The sequence below is a fragment of the Mesorhizobium sp. WSM4307 genome, from assembly GCF_007003945.1.
In the GTDB taxonomy this organism is placed as follows: domain Bacteria; phylum Pseudomonadota; class Alphaproteobacteria; order Rhizobiales; family Rhizobiaceae; genus Mesorhizobium.
Map to the genome: position 1 here is coordinate 50,489 of NZ_VFTB01000018.1, position 20,441 is coordinate 70,929.

Genomic DNA, 20,441 nt, shown 5'->3' on the forward strand with positions numbered 1-20,441 from the left:
ATGAAAATTCTGGTATTGGGCGCCACTGGCGCAACCGGCCGGCTGATCGTCGCTAAGGCCATCGCAGAGGGACACAACGTCGTAGCCCTCGTTCGTTCCAAGGCAAAGGCCAAGGACCTCACCGGCGCCGAGCTCGTCGAAGGCGACGCCCGCGATACCGCCGCGCTAACTCGCGCCATCGCTGGTTGTGACGCCGTCGTCAGTTCATTGGGCACCGCCATGAGCCCGTTCCGGGAGGTGACCTTGCTCTCAACGGCGACGCGCGCGCTGGTCGGCGCTATGGAGCAGCAGAACATCCGTCGGCTGGTGTGCATCACTGGCCTCGGCGCCGGCGACAGCCGCGGCCATGGCGGTTTCTTCTTCGACCGGTTGTTCCTGCCCCTGATGCTGCGGAAGGTCTATGAAGACAAGGATCGGCAGGAAGATGCGATCAGGGGCAGCACGCTCGACTGGACCATCGTCCGGCCGATGGTGCTCAACGACAAGCCTTCGCGCGGTCGCATCAAGGCGTTGACCGATCTGTCAGGCGTACATGGCGGGACGATCGCCCGAGCCGATGTCGCGGATTTCGTTGTTCAGCAACTCACTGCGGATACGTGGCTGCGCAAATCGCCCCTGATCGCTTGGTGAAGGTCACAAGGGCGTGCCCCTGACTGGATGGATATCCTTGACGGTCGGCGCATTGAGGCGGCAAGCCTTGCCCCCGAACGATATCCCACTTTCCGAACCCCGAAACTTTATGGAGAATTCCAATGACGCGAATACTATTTGTCGGCCAGAAACCTGAAACAGTTGACTTCTCGGACCCGTCATTGCCGCCCGGCTTTAATGCCGAAAAGATCAACGCCGGGATCGCTTTGGGCGTGGCGAAGATTGAGGAACGGGGGTGGCAGGGCGATACCTGCATGATCACGCCCGATGCCGCCGGATTTGCTGACCTCAAGAGAGCTCTGGGCGATGGTGCGTATGATTGCGTGGTGATTGGAGGCGGCCTCAGGCTGCCGCCTAAGAGCCTACTGTTGTTCGAAACCGTGGTGAACATCATCCACAAGGCGGCGCCGAACGCCGCGATAGCCTTCAACACGAGACCCGAGGACACCGCAGATGCCGCCGCCCGTCAGCTCCCAATGGGTTGACGGGCAGCGCATCGGCTAATCCTTGATGGCCTGTGAGCGGGGCAGATGGTGCCGGACCAAGGCGTTTACGCCGGCGAGTCGTATGTGCCGGGGCTGTTGGGCGTGGCGCGCCAGTCGGGCTGACGTTCAGGGTTCGCCTTGGCGAGCGCGCTACGGACGCCCTTGACGTCATAGTCCTTGAGATAGCCCGGCGAGCCCGGCTGCTGACGCCAGGATTCCGCGATAGTGCCGGCGTCCACTGCGTCGAAGCCGATCCCGTCGATCAGCGCCATGGCTTTGGACTTGGCCCGAGCGTCATCACCCGCCACCGCCAGCGCGATGCGGTCCGCGGAGCCCGCCGGCTTGGCGCCCGGTAGGAGATGGGTCGCTTCTATCGTGTTGAACGCTTTGACCACCGGACGCCCAAGGTGCCGCTCGACCCATTCGCTTTCGGTGTTAGCGTCCTCAATTCCGTCCAGATGACCGTCGCGCTGTCGTGGATAGTAGTTGGTCGTGTCGATGACGACGACGTCGGCTGGCGTGGACGCGAACAGTTCGCGGGGCAGACTAGGGATTTTGATTGTAGGAACGGCGACGACCACGACGTCCTGGCCGCGGACAGCCTCTTCGATCGCAGCGGCCCGAGCGCCGGTTTCCGCCGACAGGCCCGCCAGAGACCCTGGTCCGCGCGAATTGGAGATCGTGACCTCGTGCCCCGCGGCCTGGAAGAGATGGGTGAGTGCGCTGCCGATATTGCCAGCGCCAACAATGCCGATTTTCATGTTTATGCCTTTCGAAGGTGTGGGGGATGAGATTGCTTGTGAAGCTATATGACCCCTTGCATTAGATCGATAAATGGCGCCATGAAACCGGCTCTCCCAACCAGGAGTGTGGAATGGATCGTCTCGCCAGCATGGCCGCATTCGTAAAGGCGGCAGAAAGCGGCTCCTTTGCAGCGACGGCATCGGCGCTCGGCATCTCACCGCAGATGGTGGCCAAGCATGTCACGTATCTGGAGGCACGTTTAGGCGCACGCCTGCTCCACCGCACAACCCGAAAGCAAAGCCTGACGGTGATCGGCAAGTCCTACTACGATCGGTGCAAAGTGGCGCTGGCCGAGGTCGACTGGGCGGATGCAATTGCTGATGAGGCCAGGGGTAAACCGCGAGGGCTCTTGCGCGTCAATGCGCCGGTTTCATTCGGAGCTCACTGCGTGACACCTGTGGTCGCACGATATTTGAGCAGCCACCCCAGTGTCGATGTCGACCTGGTTCTCAACGACCGCTTTGTCGACCTTATCGACGACGGGTTTGAGGCGGTGTTCCGGATCGGTCCTCTCGGGGAGTCTAACCTAGGGGCGATAGAGCTCGCACCCTTTCAGACGATTGCCTGCGGGTCGCCTGCATACCTAAAAGAACGAGGGATGCCCTCGATCGTATCGGATCTGGTCAATCATGAATGCCTGCTCTTCGGCAACTGGCCCGAACCAACGTTCAGCGATTGGCTCTTTGTACGGGACGGTCTCATCTCAAAGGCCCTGGTCCACGGCCGTCTCAAGGTCAACAACCCCGCTTCGTTGCTGGAGGCGGCGCTCGCAGGTTTCGGCTTGGCGTTGATCGGAGAAGAGGCGGTGCGCACGCACCTCGCGACCGGGCAGCTCGTCAGAGTGTTGCCGAACTACGAAACGCCTCCGCGTCCCATTCATCTGCTGTTTCACCCTGATCGGCGACAAACGCCGAAGCTGAAGACCTTCATCGAAATGGTGGTGGACCAGCTGGGCCGGAATGGTCAGGACGGCCGCAGACGCCAACAGGGAGAATGACCCAGTTTGGATATTCTGCGGCCAGATATCGGTGCCGAAGATTCGTACGAAAAGGCCGGTCTCCGTTACACAAAATCTTACACAAACGCTCGGTAGCCCGGTCAGTGGCAGAAGGCGGGATTCCAAAGGATGCTAAATTGCGCAGGCAAAAGAACGGCTTACGGCTTGAGAACTGGTGCCCCCGGCAGGAATCGAACCCGCGACCTTCGGTTTACAAAACCGCTGCTCTACCAGCTGAGCTACAAGGGCACGGCGCTCCGGTAGCATATTTCGTGCGCCAGTAAAGACAAAACTCCGTTTTCGGTTACCCCGGCGGTGGATGACGCCGCCGCCGGGCCGGCCCATGCTGAAATCCACGAGCGCACTTCCTACATATCATGAAGGTGCAATCGCTTCGGACTGGAGTGTCGCATGATCAGGCTTGTCATCATTCTCCCCCTCGTCGTCATCGCCTGGATGCTGCTGGTCAAGCTCATCAGCGACGTCAGGAAAGCCAATGTCGACTGGACCGGCGTGACCACGATCATCGGATTCATCGCGCTCGCCTTCTGGCTTCGCCACATAACCGGCATGGGATGAGCGTGCGGAGCGACTAGTGAGTAGTGGGTAGTGGGGCCGGGATCCCCGTGATCCTGCCCTCGCTACTCGCTACTCACTACTCACTACTCACTACTCATTCCTCACTCCTCACTCTTCCTTCCGCCTCGCCGAAGAAATCTCCTCGATCTTTCGAACCTTTTGACAGGCCGCGCCGACTGATCTCCAGAGGCGAATGGTCGCCTCGGTCAAGGATCCAGGAGATCATCATGTTCAAGCGCATGCTCACTTCAGCTGTCGTAGCCGTTTTTCTTGCCACAGGCGCACTGGCCGCCACCGTTCAGACGTCGTCGGCTCACGGCATGCATCATCACCATCATTACTACTACGACGACTACTATGGCGACTACTGGTGGTACCATCACCACCACCATCACCGGCATCATCACCACGGCAGGGTGGTTATCATCCTTTGATACCAAGGCCTGTTGCGTTCGAAGGGCGGCCTCGGCCGCCCTTTTGCATGTTCCGTGGGCCCAAGGGCCGGGACCCGGCAGCATCTGCGCAAAAAAAGTCAAAAAAGCCTCGAACCTTTTCCTGTGCGGCAGCGACAGATGATCAAGAGGCGGATGGATCGCCTCGGTCAACGAAGCAAGGAGATCATCATGTTCAAGCGCACACTCGTTTCCGGCGTCATCGCCACCACCGTCGCAGCCACCACGCTGGTCGGCACCGTTCAGCCTTCGGCGGCTCATTCGCATCACCACGACCTCGGAATCGGCATCGCCGCCGGCGTGGGCGGGTTCGTCCTTGGCAGCCTGCTTGCCCAGCAGCCCCCGCGCACCGTCTATGTCGACGAAGACGGCGGTTCCTGGCATGTGCGTCGCTGCCTCGATCGCTACTCGAGCTACGATCCGGACTCCGACACCTACATCGGCTACGACGGCTACAGCCACTACTGCCGGCTCTGAGAGAGGAGGATCGTCAACAGAGAAAGGGGCTCGCGCGAGGCCCTTTTTCTTTCTCTCATAAATACTTACAGTTGCGTGTTCAGGCGGAATCAGAAATCGGCAATCCGGCCGCGCTGCAGGTGCTGTCGACGAGGCGCCTTGTTTCCGAAGCGCCGCCCATGGCGACAAGCTCGAGGCTGCTTGCCGAATCCGGGTAGATCCTGGCGATGAAGGCTTGGTCGCCGCCAGCGCCGCCGGCCGCAGTCTTGCCGCTGGCGAAGCCGCAGACCACGATCTCCTTGCGGCCGTTCACTGTCCGCTCGCCGGCAAGCGTCCTTCCGAGCCTGACGGAAGCAGGATCCGGCAAGCGCTGTCGAATGCCGGTGATGACGACCTCCTCGAGCGCGAGCGAGAACGGAATGGGATCGACGCCCTGGTCGCCTGCATCGGGTCGAGGTGTCGTCGCAACGCATCCGCAAAGCGAAGCGACAAGCAGAAGCTGAACCGTTTTCCTCATCCGCGCCCTTTCGCATGCATTCGAACGCCACGGCAAGACAGGGTCCATGCCGCCGGCGCTTGCGGTGTCGGCACGGCCATACGGCTCGAATTCTTCGATATTGCGACCAGGAGCGCGCTGCCCGGGGCAGGCTGATCAGCCGGCTTGCGCGCCGCCGATCATCCGGGTCACCTCGGCCGCGGCACTGCGCACCATCGGCCCGATCTCGGCCAGCCGCTCCGGCGTCACCCGCACGGTCGGCCCCGATACGGAAACGCCGCCGATCGGCTCGCCGAACTCGTTGAAGATGGCGGCCGCCACGCAGCGCATGCCGGGGTGCCGCTCTTCGTCGTCGACCGACCAGCCGCGCTGCTTGATGACGGCCAGATCGTGGGCGAGGGCAGGGATCTCCGACAGCGTCTTGTCAGTGAAGCGCTGCAGGCCGGCCTTGCGCAGAATGGTGCCGACGCGCTCCGGCTCGAGATGCGCCAGCACCGCCTTGCCGATGCCGGAGGCGTGAAAGGGGCTGCGCGTGCCCGGGCGGAAGAAGGCGCGGATCGCCTGGTGTGTCTCGACCTGGCTGACGAACACCACGCAATCATCCTCGGCGACGCCGAGATTGGCGGTCTCGCCGGTTCTTTCCATCAGCTCCTGCATGACAATGCGGGCGCGGTCGACCAGCTTGCGGCGGCGCAGGAAGGCGGCGCCCATGCGGTAGGTCTCGACGCCGATCGACCACAACTGGTCTGATGTGTCGAACTCGACCATGCCGTGGTTTTCAAGTGTCGTCAGCATGCGGTAGGCGGTGGAGGCGGCAAGGCCGCTTTGTGCCGATATCTCGCTCAGCGACAGGCCGCTGCCCTCGGCAACAATAGCCAGTATGCGCAAGGCCCGGTCCAGCGACTGCACGGAACTGGTTTCGGCAGGTCCGTTGAAAGCGCGCGGCCGGCCGCGCTGGCGTTTTTCGATGGTTTCCATCGCGCCAGTTTCGCCGATTTCTCCAAACATACAATGAAAAAGTTTTTCACTGCTGTGAGGCCGCAAATTACTGGAAAACGGAAAACCCAATAAAATCAGCAAATAGTCGCCGTTTTTTAGAAATGAAAAAATATTCTGAAAAAATTGAAAAATAACCGGCTTGCTGAAATTCTCGGTCATCCAACAATGACAACCCAAGTGGAGGGCCGGAAAATGGCCAGGATGCGCGCTGTCGATGCGGCGGTTCTCGTTCTCGAAAAGGAAGGTATCTCCTGCGCCTTCGGCGTGCCGGGCGCGGCGATCAATCCGCTCTATTCGGCACTGAAGGCGAGGGGCAGCATTCGCCATGTCCTTGCCCGCCACGTCGAGGGCGCCTCCCACATGGCGGAAGGCTTCACCCGCGCCAAGGCGGGCAATATCGGGCTCTGCATCGGCACCTCCGGGCCGGCCGGCACCGACATGATCACCGGTCTTTACTCGGCCGCTGCCGATTCCATCCCGATCCTGTGCATCACCGGCCAGGCGCCGCGTGCGCGGCTCAACAAAGAGGATTTCCAGGCCGTCGACATCGCCGCCATCGCCGCACCGGTCGCCAAATGGGCGGTCACCGTCATGGAGCCCTATCTCGTGCCGATGGCGCTGCAGAAGGCGTTTCATCTCATGCGCTCGTCGCGGCCCGGTCCGGTGCTGATCGACCTGCCGGTCGACGTGCAACTGGCCGAGATCGAGTTCGACATCGATGCCTATGAGCCGCTGGCGCCGTTCAAGCCGGCGATGACGCGTGCCCAGGCCGAAAAGGCACTGGCGATGCTCAATGCGGCGGAAAAGCCGCTGATCGTCGCCGGCGGCGGCATCATCAATGCCGACGCATCCGACCTGCTGATTGAATTCGCGGAAATATCAGGCGTGCCGGTCATCCCGACGCTGATGGGCTGGGGCGCGATCCCCGACGACCACCGGCTGATGGCCGGCATGTGCGGCCTGCAGACCTCGCATCGCTACGGCAATGCGACGATGCTGGAAGCCGATTTCGTCTTCGGCATCGGCAATCGCTGGGCCAACCGTCACACCGGTTCGGTGGACGTCTACACCAAGGGCAAGAAATTCATCCATGTCGACATCGAGCCCACGCAGATCGGCCGTGTCTTCGCGCCGGACCTCGGCGTGGTTTCGGATGCGGGTTCGGCGCTGAAGGTGCTGCTCGACGTCGCCACCGAGTGGAAGACGGCGGGCAAGATGCGCGACTGGTCGGGCTGGGCCAAGGAATGCCAGGCCCGCAAGAAGACGATGAAGCGCAAGACGCATTTCGACCAGGTGCCGCTGAAGCCGCAGCGCGTCTACGAGGAGATGAACAAGGCGTTCGGCCGCGACGTCACCTATGTCACCACGATCGGCCTGTCGCAGATCGCCGGCGCGCAGTTCCTGCACGTCTACAAGCCGCGCAACTGGATCAATTGCGGCCAGGCCGGGCCGCTCGGCTGGACACTGCCGGCAGCCCTTGGCGTGCGCGCCGCCGATCCCGACCGCACCATCGTGGCGCTGTCGGGCGACTATGATTTCCAGTTCATGATCGAGGAACTGGCGGTCGGCGCGCAGCACAAGCTGCCCTACATCCATGTCGTCGTGAACAACGCCTATCTCGGCCTGATCCGCCAGGCGCAACGTGGCTTCTCGATGGATTATGAGGTCAGCCTCGCCTTCGAGAACATCAACCGATCGGGCGATCCCGAGGCCGGCTATGGCGTCGACCATGTCGCCGTCGCCGAAGCGATGGGCTGCAAGGCGGTGAGGGTGCGCAAGCCCGAGGAATTCGCGAGCGCCTTTAGGCAAGCGCAACGGATGATGAAGGAGCACCGGGTTCCGGTCGTGCTCGAATTTATCCTGGAGCGCGTCACCAACATCTCGATGGGCACCGAGATCGACAAGATCACCGAATTCGAGGAACTTGCCGAACATCAGGAAGACGCGCCGACCGCGATCGTGATGCTCGACTGATAAGAGGACAAAAAGAATGCCGCGTTTTTCCGCCAATCTTTCCATGCTCTTTGGCGAGCAAGATTTCCTCGACCGTTTTGACGCAGCCGCCCGTGCGGGCTTCAAGGGCGTCGAATATATCGGCCCTTATGATCACGCGCCCGATGTTGTCGCCGCCAGGCTGAAGAAGAATGGCCTGACACAGGTGCTGTTCAACCTGCCGGCCGGCGACTGGGGCAAGGGCGAACGCGGCATCGCCGTGCTGCCGGACCGCGTGCCGGAATTCCGCCAGGGTATCGCCAAGGCGATCACCTACGCACAGGCGCTCGGCTGCGCGCAGGTCAATTGCCTGGCCGGCATCGCGCCCGCCGGCGTCGACCGCAAGGTGCTCGAGGATGTTTTCGCCGAAAACCTCGCCTTCGCGGCGGAGAAGCTGGAACAGGCCGGCATCCGGCTGCTGATCGAGCCGATCAACACCCGCGACATCCCAGGCTTCTTCCTCAATTACTCCGACCAGGCGCTGGCGCTGATCGACCGCGTCGGCTCGAAAAACCTGTTCCTGCAATACGACATTTATCACATGCAGATCATGGAGGGGGATCTCGCCCGTAAAATCGAGGCCAACCTCGGCCGCATCGCGCATATCCAGCTTGCGGACAATCCCGGCCGTCACGAGCCGGGAACGGGCGAGATCAACTATCCCTTCCTCTACGACCACATCGACCGCATCGGCTATTCCGGCTGGATCGGTGCCGAATACAAGCCGAAAGCCGGCACCGAGGCAGGGCTTGGCTGGTTCCGGGACCTGGCCGGGCAGGGCAGCGCGGCGGCTTAAGAGCCGGCGCTGACGCTGCCAATCTCCCCCCTCGTGGGGGAGATGGCCGGCAGGCCAGAGGGGGGCGCGAAGGAACGCGGCCCAGCAAAAGACGGAGAACTACAATGGAAACCATAGGCTTCATCGGCCTCGGCATCATGGGCGCGCCGATGGCGGGGCATCTGCTCGATGCTGGCTACAAGGTCATCGCCAGCGACCATCGCTCGAAGCCGCCGGCGGATCTCGTCGCCAAGGGCCTGAAAACAATCTCCGGCCACGCCGCCGTCGCCAAGGCGGCAGAGATCGTCATCACCGTGGTGCCTGATACCCCGCAGGTCGCCGACGTGCTGTTCGGCGAAAATGGCGTTGCGTCTGGCCTGACCAAAGGCAAGCTGGTCATCGACATGAGCTCGATTTCGCCGATCGAGACCAAGGTTTTCGCCGGCAAGATCAACGAACTCGGCTGCGACTATCTCGACGCGCCGGTTTCGGGCGGCGAGGTCGGCGCCAAGGCAGCGTCGCTCACCATCATGGTCGGCGGCGAGGAAAAGCCCTTCGAGCGCGCTAAACCCGTCTTCGAAAAGATGGGCAAGAACATCACTCTGGTCGGCCCTAACGGCGTCGGCCAGACCACCAAAGTGGCAAATCAGATCGTCGTCGCACTGACCATTGAAGCCGTCGCCGAAGCGCTTGTTTTTGCTTCGAAAGCCGGCGCTGATCCCGCCAAGGTCAGGCAGGCTTTGATGGGCGGATTGGCGGCCTCGCGCATCCTCGAAGTGCATGGCGAGCGCATGGTCAAACGCACCTTCGCGCCGGGCTTTCGCATCGAATTGCACCAGAAGGATCTCAACCTGGCACTGGAGGGCGCCAAGGCGCTCGGCGTGGCGCTGCCCAACACCTCGACCACCCAGCAGCTGTTCAACTCCTGCGCCGCCAATGGCGGCGCGAAGGAGGATCACTCGGCGCTGGTCAGGGCGCTGGAGCGGATGGCCAATTTTGAGGTCGGTGGCGAAGTGACCGAAATGAAAGGCAAAGCGGCATAGGTCGGGAAAGGGCGGCGCAACGTTCCCAAGCCGCCACCTCTTGTCCTGTCAGAGAACGGGTTCCTGCGTCTGTCGCCGGAACCCGTTTCTTACCTTTGTGCGCTCAGCCGTGGTTTAGAAAGCCCGTATGGCGCTAAGATTGACCGAGCCACGAATGGCGAGAGTGGTCAGGGAGTTTGCTGACTGCTGTTCAATTTGAACTTGCCGATCTCGGCAGCGATCCGTTCAAGGGCTGGAATAAGCGTGCCGTTCTCGAAAGCTTCGTTGAGAGCCCCGTCAACCCACCTTTCATCCGCTAGGTTGCTGACAACCCGATAGTGAATTTCAGTACCGTCCATGGCAGTCAAGGCTTCGGAGCTGTCCGGCAGCCAAGTCTTCCGACCGGCGTTAACGTCGAGGAATTCTCGAAAGTCGGCGGGATTTTCAAGGCCGTGAACCAGCCGCATTATGTCATCTCTCGCGGTATGATAGCGGTTGTTCGTCTCGTCGTAGAACTCCGATGGAGTGAGTGTTCTCAACGTGCCGACTGTGCTCGCGTAAAGCGCGAGCCATTCATCCGCATCTGAGAATGCTTCGAACATACTTGTAGCTCGTTCAGTCCGCCGAAAGGAATTTTCGCGCGGCATAAAGGCTGATCGCCGCTGCATTCGACACGTTGAGCGAGCGGATGGCGCCGGGCATGTCGAGCCGCGCCAGCGTCGTCACCGTCTCGCGCGTCTTCTGGCGCAGGCCCTTGCCTTCGGCGCCGAGCACCAGCGCGATCCTGTCGCCGGCAAAGCTCGTCTCGAGTTCCGCCGGCCCGTCGGAATCAAGCCCGATGGTCTGGAAGCCGGCTTCGTGCAGTTGCCCGAGCGCGTCGGCCAGGTTCTTCACCTCGATCTGGTCGATGTGTTCCAGCGCGCCGGAGGCGGATTTTGCCAACACGCCGGATTCCTGCGGGCTGTGGCGCGCGGTGGTGATCAGCGCGCCGGCGCCGAAGGCGACCGCCGAGCGCAGGATGGCGCCGACATTGTGCGGATCGGTGACCTGGTCGAGCACCAGCACCAGTCTCGTGTCGCCGAGCGCGTCGAGGCGCTTCGGCTTCAGCGGCTCCGCCTCGATCAGCACACCCTGGTGCACGGCGTCCGACCCGGTGATCTTGTCGATGTCCCTGGGCTCGACCAACTCCGCCTTGAAGGGCAGGGCGGCGAGATCTTCTATCTCCAGGCGCTCGGCCGCGTTGCGGGTCACCAGCATTTTGCGAATCTTGCGGCGCGGATTGTCGAGTGCTGCCCGCACCGTGTGAAGGCCATAAAGTCGCACCAGGCCGTCGGCGGCGTTCTCGCCGGGCGGCACGGGCTGGCGCGGCCGGAATGCCGGCGCGCCGCCGCTCTTCTCGTCGCGGTGCGCGCGACGCAGCTTGGCGTAATGGGTGTCTTTGGGGGTATTGGTCTTGTTGCTCATGGCCGGCTTCTATAGCTGTCTCCACCGGCCAAGGATATGGCCCGTCGCCGCAGCCGGCGAACAACATCGAAAAACCCTTCCTGCGCGGTTGACACCCACTGGCCTTGCCGCCATAAGGCGCTTCGCTGATTTCGGAGAAGATATCCAACTCGGGCTCCGGGATCGGCAAGAATGCCTCGTTGCATGGCTCCGGCGGCAGACTGGAGAGGTGCCCGAGTGGTTAAAGGGGACGGACTGTAAATCCGTTGGCTTAGCCTACGTTGGTTCGAATCCAACCCTCTCCACCACTGCCGGCCCGGAAGCCCTGAAACGAGAAAAGCATCGGGCCGAAAAGTGCATGGCGCTTTTCGGGTGAATCCGATACTTCAGTGCAAGGCGCGGGTATAGCTCAGTGGTAGAGCAGCAGCCTTCCAAGCTGAATATGCGGGTTCGATTCCCGCTACCCGCTCCAGACCGTCATCCCCGCAATCGGCAAACCTGCACACTGCGCGACCACCCGCGCAGCGCTTCAGGGCATCGGTGTTTGCCACGTCAGCTGTTGAACGCGGAAGCCACCTGGTGCTGTTGCGGCACCTGGCCGTTCGGCGTCAGCTTGTCGACGATGCCGGGCAGGGCCGTCGACAGTTGCTTGAGCAGTTCGCCCTCATCCATTCCGGTGCGCTGCGCGATCTCGCGGATCACCTGAGGCCCAAGTGCCGAGCCGAGATCGTTGGCGTTGATTGACTGGTTCTGCCCGGTGCCGACCCAGGAGTCGGCGACATTGCCGTGGCCAGCGTTCTTGAGCTTGTCGAGCAGGCCGCCCAGTCCGCCGAGCAGGCCGCCGTCACTGGCGGCTGGGTCGGCCGGCACTGGCGTTTGAGGCTGATCCGGCTGTTCGGTACTTCTGCCGCTCAGCATTTTTCCGACCAGCAACGCGCCGAGCGCGATCATCAGCGGTTTGGTGATGTTGCCGCCGGGAACGGCGTTGTCAAAAAGTCCCATAGTGGATCCTCCATCTCGACCAAGCCCGGCCCATGTCAACAATGGCGCATCCGGGCGGAATTTCAAGCTGGCTTGAGCTTTTGACAATCATATGAAAATGTCGCGATGGCAGGGGATGGAGAGGAAAAAATGGGTATCATCAGCTGGATCATTCTCGGCGCCATCGCCGGCTTCCTCGGCAGCAAGATCGTCAACAAGACCGGCCAAGGCCTGATCATGGATGTCGTGCTCGGCATTGTCGGGGCCATCGTCGGCGGCGTGATCTGCAGCCAGCTCTTCGGCGTGGGTGTCACCGGTCTCAACATCTCCAGCCTGATCGTCGCGGTGGTTGGCGCGGTGGTTGTGCTCTGGGCCTATCACCAGTTCAGCGGACGGCGGACGCTCTAAGCGCCAGCTGGATGATCTGAAGTTTGGAATTTCTGCCGAGGCAAGACCAGCGTCGGCTTGCCTATGGCATCAACACTGCATCGGCCGCGGCGAAGAAGATCAGCGTTCCGGCGAGGAACACCGCCCAGCCGATTAGCGACTTGCGAATAGCGGCCTTGTGCTCGGCGTCGGACAGGCGCTCGGCTGCCGATGCTAGGCGACGACAGTCAGCCGGCGCTTGCGCTGGTCCAGCGAGACGATGGTCAGGCCGCTGGCCACCACCAGCAGGATGCCGCAGACCGCCAGCGCGTTTGGGAACTGGCCGAACACCAGCAGGCCCGAAATGACGGCCCAGACGGTGAAGCAGTAATAGAACGGCGCCACCGCGCTGGTCGGCCCGACGCGATAGGCCATGAAGATGAAGAAATGGCCGAAGATCAGGAAAAGACCGGCCCCGGCCAGCAGCAGCAAATGGCGAGCTTCGGGCATCACCCAGCGCTCGGACGCCAGATGCGCCGCGCCGGCACCGATCAGCACCACCACCACGGCGGAAATCGCCACGATCATTCCCGGCACCTCCGTCGGCACATGCCTGCCGGCAAGATCGCGCGCGGCCGCCAGCGCGGCGTTGCCGAGCGCCAGCAGCGCATAGACCGAAATGCCTTGCATGGTCGGCTGCGCCACCATCAGCGCGCCGATGAAGCCGAGCCCGATCAGCGCCATGCGCTGGCCGCCGATGCGCTCGCCAAACAGGATCGACGAGCCGACCAGCATCAGCAGCGGCGTGATTTGTCCCAGCGCCGTGGAATCCGCGATCTGCATGTTGGCGAGCGCCACGACGTAGCAAAGGATCGCCGCCAGCTCGAGCAGGTTCCTGCGCAGCACATGGCCGTCGAAGATCAACGGGATCTGTTTGCCGTAGCCCAGCACGAACAACAGCGGGAAGCCCCAGAGCGTCGCGGCGGCACCACGCAGGAACAGCACCTCATAGGACGGCAACCCCGCGGTCGCGAGTTTCATCATCGTATCGTTGACCAGGTACGACCCGGTCGAGATGATCATGAACAGCGGGCCGCGGATTGAGGCAGGGATGAATTGCATGGGGTCAGGAGATCAGACCTCGATGGCCGCCGCAATGGGCCATCAACTGGCCGTGATCGAGACAGGAATTGGCCGGCAAGAACATGGCATGCAGGCCTCGATCGATCGGCATGTCAACCATTCCATTTCCCCCATCGCCTTCCTATATCGGCGCCATATCCCCGCAATCGGATCCCAGGTTCGGACTGAGTGAGACGGCACCCGGCCAAAAGACGCTTGTGTTTTTTGGCCTTTGTCGCTAATCGCCCCGCATTCGACTGAACTGAAGGTCAAGGCCGTCCAAGGAAAGAGACTATGGCAAAAGGTAAATTCGAGCGCACTAAGCCTCATGTGAACATCGGCACGATTGGTCACGTTGACCATGGCAAGACGTCGCTGACGGCGGCGATCACGAAGTATTTTGGCGAGTACAAGCGCTACGACCAGATCGATGCGGCGCCGGAAGAGAAGGCGCGCGGCATCACCATCTCGACGGCTCACGTTGAATACGAGACGGCCAACCGTCACTACGCCCACGTCGACTGCCCCGGCCACGCCGACTATGTGAAGAACATGATCACGGGCGCCGCGCAGATGGACGGCGCGATCCTGGTCGTGTCGGCCGCCGACGGCCCGATGCCGCAGACCCGCGAGCACATCCTGCTTGCCCGTCAGGTCGGCGTGCCGTCGATCGTGGTGTTCCTGAACAAGGTCGACCAGGTCGACGACGCCGAGCTTTTGGAACTGGTCGAGCTCGAGGTTCGCGAGCTTCTGTCGAAGAACGAATTCCCCGGCGACGACATTCCGATCGTCAAGGGTTCGGCGCTGGCCGCGCTGGAGGATTCGAACAAGACGATCGGCGAGGACGCGATCCGCGAGCTGATGGCTCAGGTTGACGCCTACATCCCGACCCCGGTTCGTCCGCTCGACAAGCCGTTCCTGATGCCGATCGAAGACGTGTTCTCGATCTCGGGCCGCGGCACGGTGGTGACCGGCCGCGTCGAGCGCGGCGTGGTCAAGGTCGGCGAGGAACTGGAGATCATCGGCATCCGTCCGACGACCAAGACGACCTGCACGGGCGTGGAAATGTTCCGCAAGCTGCTCGATCAGGGCCAGGCTGGCGACAACATCGGCGCGCTGCTGCGCGGCGTTGATCGTGAAGGCGTCGAGCGCGGCCAGGTTCTGGCCAAGCCCGGCACGGTGAAGCCGCACAAGAAGTTCGTGGCCGAAGCCTACATCCTGACCAAGGACGAAGGTGGCCGTCACACGCCGTTCTTCACCAACTACCGTCCACAGTTCTACTTCCGCACGACGGACGTGACCGGCATCGTGTCGCTGCCGGCCGGCACCGAGATGGTGATGCCTGGCGACAACATCACGGTCGATGTCGAGCTGATCGTGCCGATCGCCATGGAAGAGAAGCTGCGCTTCGCCATCCGTGAAGGCGGCCGCACCGTCGGTGCCGGCATCGTCGTCACCATCAAGGAATAATCGAGACCGGCATTGGCCGGATCGACAAGGAAAGGGCGGTCTTCGGGCCGCCCTTTTTCGTTTCCGTCGCTGCGTGACATCGGAACTGCGCCTGCCCTGTTGCAAGCGCCATCACGGCAACTAGTATAGGTTGCATTGCGGGAGTTTTGCGAAAGAGTGGTTCCAGGGCGCTGTTTCGGCGAGAAGGGGTGGCAGTTGCGGGCACTGGTCCGTCTCATGCTGTTGGTCGCTGTGGTCCTGCCGGCCCAGGCCCAGGAGCAGTCGGTTGACATCCCACTGATGCGCTTCGCCGTCGTGCGCAGCAATGCGCCGGGCTGCGAGCCCAATTGTCCGGAATGGATATCGGCTGAAGGCACGATCGCGGCGGGCACGCCGTCACTCTTCAAACGCACGCTCAAAACGTTGAAGGGACGGCAACTGCCCGTCGTCGTCAGCTCGCCCGGCGGCAATGTCGATGCCGCGCTCGCACTTGGCAGGATGATCCGCAAGGCCAAGCTCGATATCGCCGTCGGCGTGACGGTGTTTTCCGGCTGCCAGCCGGAGGCGAAGAATTGCAGCGACAACAAGGGCAAGGGTGCCGACTATTTCGGCATGGCCTTTGACGACGGGGCCATGTGCAATTCGGCCTGTCCGCTGATGTTTTCCGGCGGTGTCCGCCGCGTGGTCGGAGATTTTGCCTATCTCGGCGTCCACCAGATCACCACCACCTACAAGCGCGAGAAGCTGCTCTACCGGACCACCTACCGGATCGTGAACGGCAAGAGGAAGGTCATCAACACCAAGGTGGTCAGCCGGAAAAGTGCCGGCAGCTACAAGACCTACGAGATGAGCAAGGCGGTCGAGAAGACGCTATCGGCCTATCTCAGGGAAATGGGGATAGGCGACGGCGTGCTGGAAATGATGAAGGCCACGCCAGCCAGCGACATCCGCCAGATCGCGCTCGACGACATGCTGACGGTGAATTTGGTGACCAGCCGAGACGCGGCGGATCTGTTGACCTCCGCGAGCCTGTGCGCACTGCAGCAGCCGGCTGCGAACTGCCGGGAGATACCGAGCCCTGCAAACGATGCGACGCCATCGGCCGCTCCGACGGGCAAGCCCCGGGATGTCGCACCGGTTGGAATGGAAACCGCGAAGGCCGGCGCGGACATGCGCTTTGTCGTGGTTCGCGGCAGCAATCCGCTGTGTAATCCCGACTGTCCGGAATGGATCTCGGCGGAAGGCGTGATTACGAGCCAGACACCGCAGAAGCTGCGCCAGTTGCTCGCCACGCTTGGCGAGCGGCGCCTGCCTGTCGTGATCAGCTCACGGGGAGGTGACCTGTCCGGCGCCCTTGCGGCGGGCCGGCTTATCCACGAAAGGAAGCTCGACGTCGCCGTCGGCCGGACCGATTTCGTCGATTGCGACCCAGGGGCATGGAATTGCCTGGCCAAGGAGGGCGCCTATGCCGGTTTGAGCATCGATGCGGGCGTCGAATGCGATACGGCGTGCGCGCTGATGCTTGCCAGCGGCGCGAGAAGGCTTGTCGGTCCCGAGGCGCGGCTCAGCCTGTATCCGATGGGACAGAAGCAGATGGTCAAGGCGTATCTCGAGGAGATGGCGATCGGTCCCGCTCTGTTCAAAGCGATCGCGGAGCGCTCGGCCGAGCGCCGGCTTGAACCGGACATCATGCTGAGGGCGGGACTGATAACGGGGCCGCAATCGGTCGACGCACTGACCGGCGCCACGATTTGCAAAGCTGTTCCCAGGCCCGACAATTGCCGCGGCCTGCCGCCCGCCAATGCGGCGGCCGATGCGCCCGCAAAGCTGTAGCGCGCGGCTTCGGAAACTGGCCATAGAGGCAGGTTGAGCTGCCTTCGATCTTTCCGCTATCGTCGCCGCCGGTGGCGCCGAGGCTGGCGGAGGATCGATGATGAGCCGGGATGTTCCGACACTCTACGAATGGGCCGGTGGCAGCGATGCCCTGAACCGGCTGACGCAGACCTTCTATGACAAGGTGGCAAAGGACCCTGTTGTCGGGCCGGTATTCAAGTCGATGTCGCCGGACCATCCCGCCCATGTCGCGGCCTTCATCGGCGAGGTCTTTGGCGGACCGAAGACCTATAGCGAGAAATTCGGCGGCCACCGCGAGATGGTCATGCATCATCTGGGCAAGCATCTGACGGAAGAACAGCGCCGCCGCTGGATCAACCTGCTCGCCGACGCAGCCGACGAGGTCGGCTTGCCGGACGATCCCGAATTCCGTTCGGCCTTCATGGGCTATATCGAATGGGGATCGCGATTGGCCAAGATGAACTCCAATCTCGGCGAGACCTGCGATCCGGAAACCGAGGCGATGCCTGCCTGGGGCTGGGGCGTGCCTGGCGGGCCGTACACGCCGCCGGAAACAAAGTAGCTTCCATCCGCCTCGGAGTGCGGGCTGATGTCGGACCATTTCAAGACCGGGCGCTGGCGCGAGTGGGACGGCCCCGGTATCGAGCATCGTGAACTGCGTGAGCGCGCAGGGGAGGTTTTTGCCGACTCCGTCGTCATGTGCTCCGGCCAAAGGAGGGCAGACGATATCTCTATGAATCGCGCGTCAGTGACTTCAGGCGCGAACTTGAGATCGACCGCGACGGGCTGGTCGTCACCTATCCCGATTTCTGGCAAAGGGGATGAAGGCGCGTTTGCGTGCAAACCACTCTTTACAGACAGCGCGGAAGCTTTTAGGAAGCCCCTGCTGCGCCGAAGCGCGCACGATACGGGCATAGCTCAGTTGGTAGAGCGGCGGTCTCCAAAACCGCAGGTCGTAGGTTCGAGCCCTGCTGCCCGTGCCATTTCAAAAATGGCCGTCAGAAACGATATTTCCGCGGACCGCCCTTTGAAAATCGGCGACACGCTTGCCATATTAGGCCGATTGGGGCATAAGGACGCCATAGCCGGGACGGAACGACTGGATGGTTCCGAGGCGGCGTTTGGTCATAAAGCGGACACTTGCCACTTGCGTGGATCAAGAATCGGTTTTATGTAGACAGAACAGACACGCGACGCGTGGAGCTGGGAAGCCGGCTTTACGCGTCTGATTTGCATGGGCGAAATGATTGCGCTGATTCGGCGCGAGACTGGGCCCAGGCGGCACGTCCCGGCCAGCGGGATCATCCAGGGGACCCGGCCAACGGGTCTTGAAGACAGAGCGGCATATGGCTTCGAAAACCACAAATCCTTTCGTCTTTCTCCAGCAGGTTCGCTCGGAGACCGCCAAGGTGACTTGGCCGTCGCGGCGCGAAACGATGATCTCGACGGTGATGGTTCTGGCCTTCGCTGTGATTGCGATGATCTTTTTCTTTAGCGCCGATCAGTTGATGGGCCTCGCGATCGAACAGATTCTGGGCATTGGACGCTAAGTCCGGCGACTACGGAGAAGTCTAAAAAAATGGCTGCGCGCTGGTACATCGTCCACGCTTATTCGAACTTTGAAAAGAAGGTCGCCGAGGACATCGAGAACAAGGCCAAGCAGAAGGGCCTGTCCGCCGATATCGAGCAGATCGTGGTGCCGACCGAGAAGGTGGTCGAGGTTCGTCGTGGCCGCAAGGTCGATGCCGAGCGCAAATTCTTCCCGGGCTATGTGCTCCTGAAGGCCAATTTGACCGATGCCGTGTTCTCGCTGGTGAAGAACACGCCGAAGGTCACCGGCTTTCTCGGTGACTCCAAGCCGGTGCCGATCACCGAGGCGGAAGCGCAGCGCATCCTGAACCAGGTACAGGAAGGCGTCGAGCGGCCGAAGCCCTCGGTCACTTTCGAGATCGGCGAGGCGATCCGCGTCTCGGATGGTCCTTTCGCGTCGTTCAACGGCTTCGTCCAGGAAGTGGACGAGGAGCGGGCGCGGCTCAAGGTGGAAGTTTCGATCTTCGGGCGCGCCGTGCCTGTCGATCTGGAATTCGGACAGGTCGAAAAGGGCTGATCCGAAATCCCTGATGCCGGTCTGGCGATCAGGGGAGGCGGTGCGGAAACGCATGGCCTGAGAACGGTGGGAGGCGAATGTGGCTTTAGCCGGCCGCGTGAACCGCACCACCAGACTGCAACCGCCGGTGTTTTCCCTGATGGGGCCGGCATAGACAAAGGCAGGAAAAGAGATGGCTAAGAAAATTGCAGGCCAGCTCAAGCTTCAGGTCTCCGCGGGTTCGGCCACGCCGTCGCCCCCGATCGGCCCGGCGCTTGGTCAGCGCGGCATCAACATCATGGAGTTCTGCAAGGCGTTCAACGCGCAGACCCAGGAAATGGAAAAGGGATCGCCGGTTCCGGTCGTCATCACCTACTATCAGGACAAGTCGTTCACCTTCGTCATGAAGACGCCGCCGGTGAGCTACTTCCTGAAGAAGGCCGCGAACCTGAAGTCGGGCTCGAAGGAGCCGGGCAAGGTCAAGGCTGGCACCGTTTCGCGCGACAAGGTGCGCGAAATCGCGACCGCCAAGATGAAGGATCTGAACGCAAACGACGTCGAGGCGGCCATGCGCATGGTCGAGGGCTCCGCCCGCTCGATGGGTCTGGAAGTGGTGGGCTGAGATCATGGCAAAGATTGCAAAGCGTGTATCGAAGACCCGCGAAGGCATTGATCCCAACAAGGCGTACGCCCTGGGTGAAGCGCTGAAGCTGCTCAAGGACCGTTCCTCGGTCAAGTTCGACGAGACCGTCGAAGTCGCCATGAACCTCGGCGTCGACCCGCGCCATGCCGACCAGATGGTCCGCGGCGTGGTCAACCTGCCGAACGGCACCGGCCGCTCGGTTCGCGTCGCCGTGTTCGCCCGTGGCGACAAGGCCGAGGAAGCCAAGGCCGCCGGCGCCGACATCGTCGGCGCGGAAGACCTGGTCGACATCGTCCAGAAGGGCACGATCGATTTCGATCGCTGCATCGCCACGCCGGACATGATGCCGCTGGTCGGCCGTCTCGGTAAGGTGCTCGGCCCGCGCGGCATGATGCCGAACCCGAAGGTCGGCACCGTCACCACCGACGTCGCCGCCGCCGTCAAGGCATCGAAGGGCGGCGCGGTCGAGTTCCGCGTCGAGAAGGCCGGCATCGTTCATGCCGGCGTCGGCAAGGTCTCGTTCGACGTCAAGGCGCTGGAAGAGAACATCCGCGCCTTCGCCGATGCGGTGACCAAGGCAAAGCCGGCTGGCGCCAAGGGCAACTACGTCAAGAAGGTGTCGGTCACCTCGACGATGGGCCCGGGCCTCAAGCTCGACGTCTCGACGCTCGCTGCGTCCTGATTAAGACCATTTGGATCGGCCGCCGGAAGGCCGATCCGTGACTGAATTCCGGGCCTTGGATTAATCCTGGGCCCGGTGCCGGAAGTCGAAAGGCTTCCGGACATCCT

The 20,441-nt window shown here is 62.1% G+C and carries 26 protein-coding genes and 4 tRNA genes; 22 read left to right on the top strand and 8 right to left on the bottom strand.

All coding sequences use genetic code 11. From position 1 onward, the window contains the following. Together FJV83_RS32805 and FJV83_RS32810 are read left to right on the top strand one after the other, a co-directional pair. A complete protein-coding gene (locus FJV83_RS32805; protein WP_142884834.1) occupies positions 1 to 630 on the top strand; it encodes an SDR family oxidoreductase in 630 nt (209 codons plus the stop codon). 122 nt (positions 631 to 752) lie between these two features. Then, on the top strand, positions 753 to 1,136 hold the full coding sequence (locus FJV83_RS32810) for a hypothetical protein (RefSeq protein ID WP_095791476.1): 384 nt from the start codon (positions 753 to 755) through the stop codon (positions 1,134 to 1,136). 65 nt (positions 1,137 to 1,201) lie between these two features. Here the strand turns inward: FJV83_RS32810 and FJV83_RS32815 are convergent, their stop codons facing one another. Beyond that, on the bottom strand, positions 1,202 to 1,897 hold the full coding sequence (locus tag FJV83_RS32815; RefSeq protein WP_142884648.1) for an NADPH-dependent F420 reductase: 696 nt from the start codon (positions 1,895 to 1,897) through the stop codon (positions 1,202 to 1,204). Positions 1,898 to 2,010: 113 nt separating this feature from the next. Between FJV83_RS32815 and FJV83_RS32820 the strand changes: the two genes are divergently transcribed. Then, positions 2,011 to 2,937: a LysR family transcriptional regulator gene (locus tag FJV83_RS32820; RefSeq protein ID WP_142884647.1), complete on the top strand. Its 927-nt coding sequence runs from the start codon at positions 2,011 to 2,013 to the stop codon at positions 2,935 to 2,937. A gap of 173 nt (positions 2,938 to 3,110) precedes the next feature. Here FJV83_RS32820 and FJV83_RS32825 read toward each other — a convergent pair. Continuing rightward, positions 3,111 to 3,186 (bottom strand) — tRNA-Thr (locus tag FJV83_RS32825). Between the two features lie 162 nt (positions 3,187 to 3,348). Between FJV83_RS32825 and FJV83_RS32830 the strand changes: the two genes are divergently transcribed. From FJV83_RS32830 to FJV83_RS32840, 3 genes are all read left to right on the top strand, one after another. Next, entirely contained in the window at positions 3,349 to 3,516 is a 168-nt protein-coding gene (locus tag FJV83_RS32830; protein ID WP_095770241.1) for a hypothetical protein, read from the top strand. A 227-nt stretch (positions 3,517 to 3,743) separates the two neighbouring features. Further along, positions 3,744 to 3,950 (top strand): hypothetical protein, encoded by a 207-nt coding sequence (locus FJV83_RS32835; protein ID WP_142884646.1) that lies wholly within the window; start codon positions 3,744 to 3,746, stop codon positions 3,948 to 3,950. Between the two features lie 189 nt (positions 3,951 to 4,139). After that, positions 4,140 to 4,445 carry a BA14K family protein gene (locus FJV83_RS32840; RefSeq protein WP_095770856.1) on the top strand — a complete coding sequence of 102 codons (306 nt, stop codon included), beginning with the start codon at positions 4,140 to 4,142 and terminating at the stop codon, positions 4,443 to 4,445. A 79-nt stretch (positions 4,446 to 4,524) separates the two neighbouring features. Here the strand turns inward: FJV83_RS32840 and FJV83_RS32845 are convergent, their stop codons facing one another. Then, on the bottom strand, positions 4,525 to 4,941 hold the full coding sequence (locus FJV83_RS32845; RefSeq protein ID WP_142884645.1) for a hypothetical protein: 417 nt from the start codon (positions 4,939 to 4,941) through the stop codon (positions 4,525 to 4,527). Between the two features lie 135 nt (positions 4,942 to 5,076). After that, positions 5,077 to 5,898 carry an HTH-type transcriptional regulator BhcR gene (gene bhcR / locus FJV83_RS32850; protein WP_095770238.1) on the bottom strand — a complete coding sequence of 274 codons (822 nt, stop codon included), beginning with the start codon at positions 5,896 to 5,898 and terminating at the stop codon, positions 5,077 to 5,079. Between the two features lie 213 nt (positions 5,899 to 6,111). On the opposite strand from bhcR, the gene gcl reads away from it, so the two are divergent. The 3 genes from gcl (at position 6,112) to FJV83_RS32865 (ending at position 9,729) form a co-directional block, all read left to right on the top strand. Next, complete coding sequence (gene gcl / locus FJV83_RS32855; RefSeq protein WP_142884644.1) at positions 6,112 to 7,893, top strand: glyoxylate carboligase; 1,782 nt, start codon at positions 6,112 to 6,114, stop codon at positions 7,891 to 7,893. 16 nt (positions 7,894 to 7,909) lie between these two features. Next, on the top strand, positions 7,910 to 8,707 hold the full coding sequence (otnI, locus tag FJV83_RS32860; RefSeq protein ID WP_095788243.1) for a 2-oxo-tetronate isomerase: 798 nt from the start codon (positions 7,910 to 7,912) through the stop codon (positions 8,705 to 8,707). A 104-nt stretch (positions 8,708 to 8,811) separates the two neighbouring features. Further along, positions 8,812 to 9,729 (top strand): 2-hydroxy-3-oxopropionate reductase, encoded by a 918-nt coding sequence (locus tag FJV83_RS32865; protein ID WP_142884643.1) that lies wholly within the window; start codon positions 8,812 to 8,814, stop codon positions 9,727 to 9,729. Between the two features lie 167 nt (positions 9,730 to 9,896). On the opposite strand, the gene FJV83_RS32870 is transcribed toward FJV83_RS32865, so the two are convergent. Continuing rightward, complete coding sequence (locus tag FJV83_RS32870) at positions 9,897 to 10,310, bottom strand: hypothetical protein (protein WP_095788245.1); 414 nt, start codon at positions 10,308 to 10,310, stop codon at positions 9,897 to 9,899. Positions 10,311 to 10,323: 13 nt separating this feature from the next. Continuing rightward, on the bottom strand, positions 10,324 to 11,172 hold the full coding sequence (locus tag FJV83_RS32875; RefSeq protein WP_142884642.1) for an RNA methyltransferase: 849 nt from the start codon (positions 11,170 to 11,172) through the stop codon (positions 10,324 to 10,326). Between the two features lie 202 nt (positions 11,173 to 11,374). Between FJV83_RS32875 and FJV83_RS32880 the strand changes: the two genes are divergently transcribed. Continuing rightward, a tRNA-Tyr gene (locus tag FJV83_RS32880) sits at positions 11,375 to 11,459 on the top strand. Between the two features lie 90 nt (positions 11,460 to 11,549). Then, positions 11,550 to 11,623: transfer RNA gene (locus tag FJV83_RS32885), tRNA-Gly, on the top strand. 80 nt (positions 11,624 to 11,703) lie between these two features. Here FJV83_RS32885 and FJV83_RS32890 read toward each other — a convergent pair. Continuing rightward, positions 11,704 to 12,153 (bottom strand): YidB family protein, encoded by a 450-nt coding sequence (locus FJV83_RS32890; protein ID WP_142878410.1) that lies wholly within the window; start codon positions 12,151 to 12,153, stop codon positions 11,704 to 11,706. Between the two features lie 129 nt (positions 12,154 to 12,282). Here FJV83_RS32890 and FJV83_RS32895 point away from each other — a divergent pair, with 129 nt between their 5' ends. After that, a complete protein-coding gene (locus tag FJV83_RS32895; RefSeq protein ID WP_064982869.1) occupies positions 12,283 to 12,540 on the top strand; it encodes a GlsB/YeaQ/YmgE family stress response membrane protein in 258 nt (85 codons plus the stop codon). 192 nt (positions 12,541 to 12,732) lie between these two features. Here the strand turns inward: FJV83_RS32895 and FJV83_RS32900 are convergent, their stop codons facing one another. After that, the gene (locus FJV83_RS32900) at positions 12,733 to 13,620 is read right to left on the bottom strand and encodes a DMT family transporter (protein WP_142884641.1); all 888 of its coding nucleotides are present in this window, start codon (positions 13,618 to 13,620) and stop codon (positions 12,733 to 12,735) included. A 22-nt stretch (positions 13,621 to 13,642) separates the two neighbouring features. On the opposite strand from FJV83_RS32900, the gene FJV83_RS36655 reads away from it, so the two are divergent. The 10 genes from FJV83_RS36655 to rplA all read left to right on the top strand — a co-directional run bounded on the left by FJV83_RS36655 (position 13,643) and on the right by rplA (position 20,334). After that, a complete protein-coding gene (locus FJV83_RS36655; protein WP_185973279.1) occupies positions 13,643 to 13,813 on the top strand; it encodes a hypothetical protein in 171 nt (56 codons plus the stop codon). A 101-nt stretch (positions 13,814 to 13,914) separates the two neighbouring features. Next, on the top strand, positions 13,915 to 15,090 hold the full coding sequence (tuf, locus tag FJV83_RS32905; protein ID WP_010909256.1) for an elongation factor Tu: 1,176 nt from the start codon (positions 13,915 to 13,917) through the stop codon (positions 15,088 to 15,090). Between the two features lie 156 nt (positions 15,091 to 15,246). After that, positions 15,247 to 16,902, top strand: a complete 1,656-nt coding sequence (locus FJV83_RS32910; protein WP_142884640.1) for a hypothetical protein — start codon at positions 15,247 to 15,249, stop codon at positions 16,900 to 16,902. Between the two features lie 100 nt (positions 16,903 to 17,002). After that, positions 17,003 to 17,485, top strand: coding sequence for a group II truncated hemoglobin (locus FJV83_RS32915; RefSeq protein WP_142884833.1), 483 nt, complete (start codon positions 17,003 to 17,005; stop codon positions 17,483 to 17,485). 137 nt (positions 17,486 to 17,622) lie between these two features. Beyond that, positions 17,623 to 17,748, top strand: a complete 126-nt coding sequence (locus FJV83_RS37310; RefSeq protein WP_245317925.1) for a putative glycolipid-binding domain-containing protein — start codon at positions 17,623 to 17,625, stop codon at positions 17,746 to 17,748. 82 nt (positions 17,749 to 17,830) lie between these two features. Continuing rightward, a tRNA-Trp gene (locus tag FJV83_RS32925) sits at positions 17,831 to 17,906 on the top strand. Positions 17,907 to 18,269: 363 nt separating this feature from the next. Continuing rightward, entirely contained in the window at positions 18,270 to 18,473 is a 204-nt protein-coding gene (gene secE / locus FJV83_RS32930) for a preprotein translocase subunit SecE (protein WP_010909260.1), read from the top strand. Between the two features lie 29 nt (positions 18,474 to 18,502). Beyond that, positions 18,503 to 19,030 (top strand): transcription termination/antitermination protein NusG, encoded by a 528-nt coding sequence (nusG, locus tag FJV83_RS32935; protein ID WP_010909261.1) that lies wholly within the window; start codon positions 18,503 to 18,505, stop codon positions 19,028 to 19,030. A gap of 172 nt (positions 19,031 to 19,202) precedes the next feature. After that, positions 19,203 to 19,631, top strand: a complete 429-nt coding sequence (gene rplK / locus FJV83_RS32940) for a 50S ribosomal protein L11 (RefSeq protein WP_010909262.1) — start codon at positions 19,203 to 19,205, stop codon at positions 19,629 to 19,631. 4 nt (positions 19,632 to 19,635) lie between these two features. Beyond that, positions 19,636 to 20,334, top strand: coding sequence for a 50S ribosomal protein L1 (gene rplA, locus FJV83_RS32945; RefSeq protein WP_010909263.1), 699 nt, complete (start codon positions 19,636 to 19,638; stop codon positions 20,332 to 20,334). The last annotated feature ends 107 nt before the right edge of the window (positions 20,335 to 20,441 follow it).

Coding starts and splice junctions, on each gene's coding strand:
- FJV83_RS32805 (WP_142884834.1), top strand. CDS start 1: ATGAAAATTCTGGTATTGGGCGCCACTGGCGCAACCGGCCGGCTGATC.
- FJV83_RS32810 (WP_095791476.1), top strand. CDS start 753: ATGACGCGAATACTATTTGTCGGCCAGAAACCTGAAACAGTTGACTTC.
- FJV83_RS32815 (WP_142884648.1), bottom strand. CDS start 1,897: ATGAAAATCGGCATTGTTGGCGCTGGCAATATCGGCAGCGCACTCACC.
- FJV83_RS32820 (WP_142884647.1), top strand. CDS start 2,011: ATGGATCGTCTCGCCAGCATGGCCGCATTCGTAAAGGCGGCAGAAAGC.
- FJV83_RS32830 (WP_095770241.1), top strand. CDS start 3,349: ATGATCAGGCTTGTCATCATTCTCCCCCTCGTCGTCATCGCCTGGATG.
- FJV83_RS32835 (WP_142884646.1), top strand. CDS start 3,744: ATGTTCAAGCGCATGCTCACTTCAGCTGTCGTAGCCGTTTTTCTTGCC.
- FJV83_RS32840 (WP_095770856.1), top strand. CDS start 4,140: ATGTTCAAGCGCACACTCGTTTCCGGCGTCATCGCCACCACCGTCGCA.
- FJV83_RS32845 (WP_142884645.1), bottom strand. CDS start 4,941: ATGAGGAAAACGGTTCAGCTTCTGCTTGTCGCTTCGCTTTGCGGATGC.
- bhcR (WP_095770238.1), bottom strand. CDS start 5,898: ATGGAAACCATCGAAAAACGCCAGCGCGGCCGGCCGCGCGCTTTCAAC.
- gcl (WP_142884644.1), top strand. CDS start 6,112: ATGGCCAGGATGCGCGCTGTCGATGCGGCGGTTCTCGTTCTCGAAAAG.
- otnI (WP_095788243.1), top strand. CDS start 7,910: ATGCCGCGTTTTTCCGCCAATCTTTCCATGCTCTTTGGCGAGCAAGAT.
- FJV83_RS32865 (WP_142884643.1), top strand. CDS start 8,812: ATGGAAACCATAGGCTTCATCGGCCTCGGCATCATGGGCGCGCCGATG.
- FJV83_RS32870 (WP_095788245.1), bottom strand. CDS start 10,310: ATGTTCGAAGCATTCTCAGATGCGGATGAATGGCTCGCGCTTTACGCG.
- FJV83_RS32875 (WP_142884642.1), bottom strand. CDS start 11,172: ATGAGCAACAAGACCAATACCCCCAAAGACACCCATTACGCCAAGCTG.
- FJV83_RS32890 (WP_142878410.1), bottom strand. CDS start 12,153: ATGGGACTTTTTGACAACGCCGTTCCCGGCGGCAACATCACCAAACCG.
- FJV83_RS32895 (WP_064982869.1), top strand. CDS start 12,283: ATGGGTATCATCAGCTGGATCATTCTCGGCGCCATCGCCGGCTTCCTC.
- FJV83_RS32900 (WP_142884641.1), bottom strand. CDS start 13,620: ATGCAATTCATCCCTGCCTCAATCCGCGGCCCGCTGTTCATGATCATC.
- FJV83_RS36655 (WP_185973279.1), top strand. CDS start 13,643: ATGGCCGCCGCAATGGGCCATCAACTGGCCGTGATCGAGACAGGAATT.
- tuf (WP_010909256.1), top strand. CDS start 13,915: ATGGCAAAAGGTAAATTCGAGCGCACTAAGCCTCATGTGAACATCGGC.
- FJV83_RS32915 (WP_142884833.1), top strand. CDS start 17,003: ATGAGCCGGGATGTTCCGACACTCTACGAATGGGCCGGTGGCAGCGAT.
- secE (WP_010909260.1), top strand. CDS start 18,270: ATGGCTTCGAAAACCACAAATCCTTTCGTCTTTCTCCAGCAGGTTCGC.
- nusG (WP_010909261.1), top strand. CDS start 18,503: ATGGCTGCGCGCTGGTACATCGTCCACGCTTATTCGAACTTTGAAAAG.
- rplK (WP_010909262.1), top strand. CDS start 19,203: ATGGCTAAGAAAATTGCAGGCCAGCTCAAGCTTCAGGTCTCCGCGGGT.
- rplA (WP_010909263.1), top strand. CDS start 19,636: ATGGCAAAGATTGCAAAGCGTGTATCGAAGACCCGCGAAGGCATTGAT.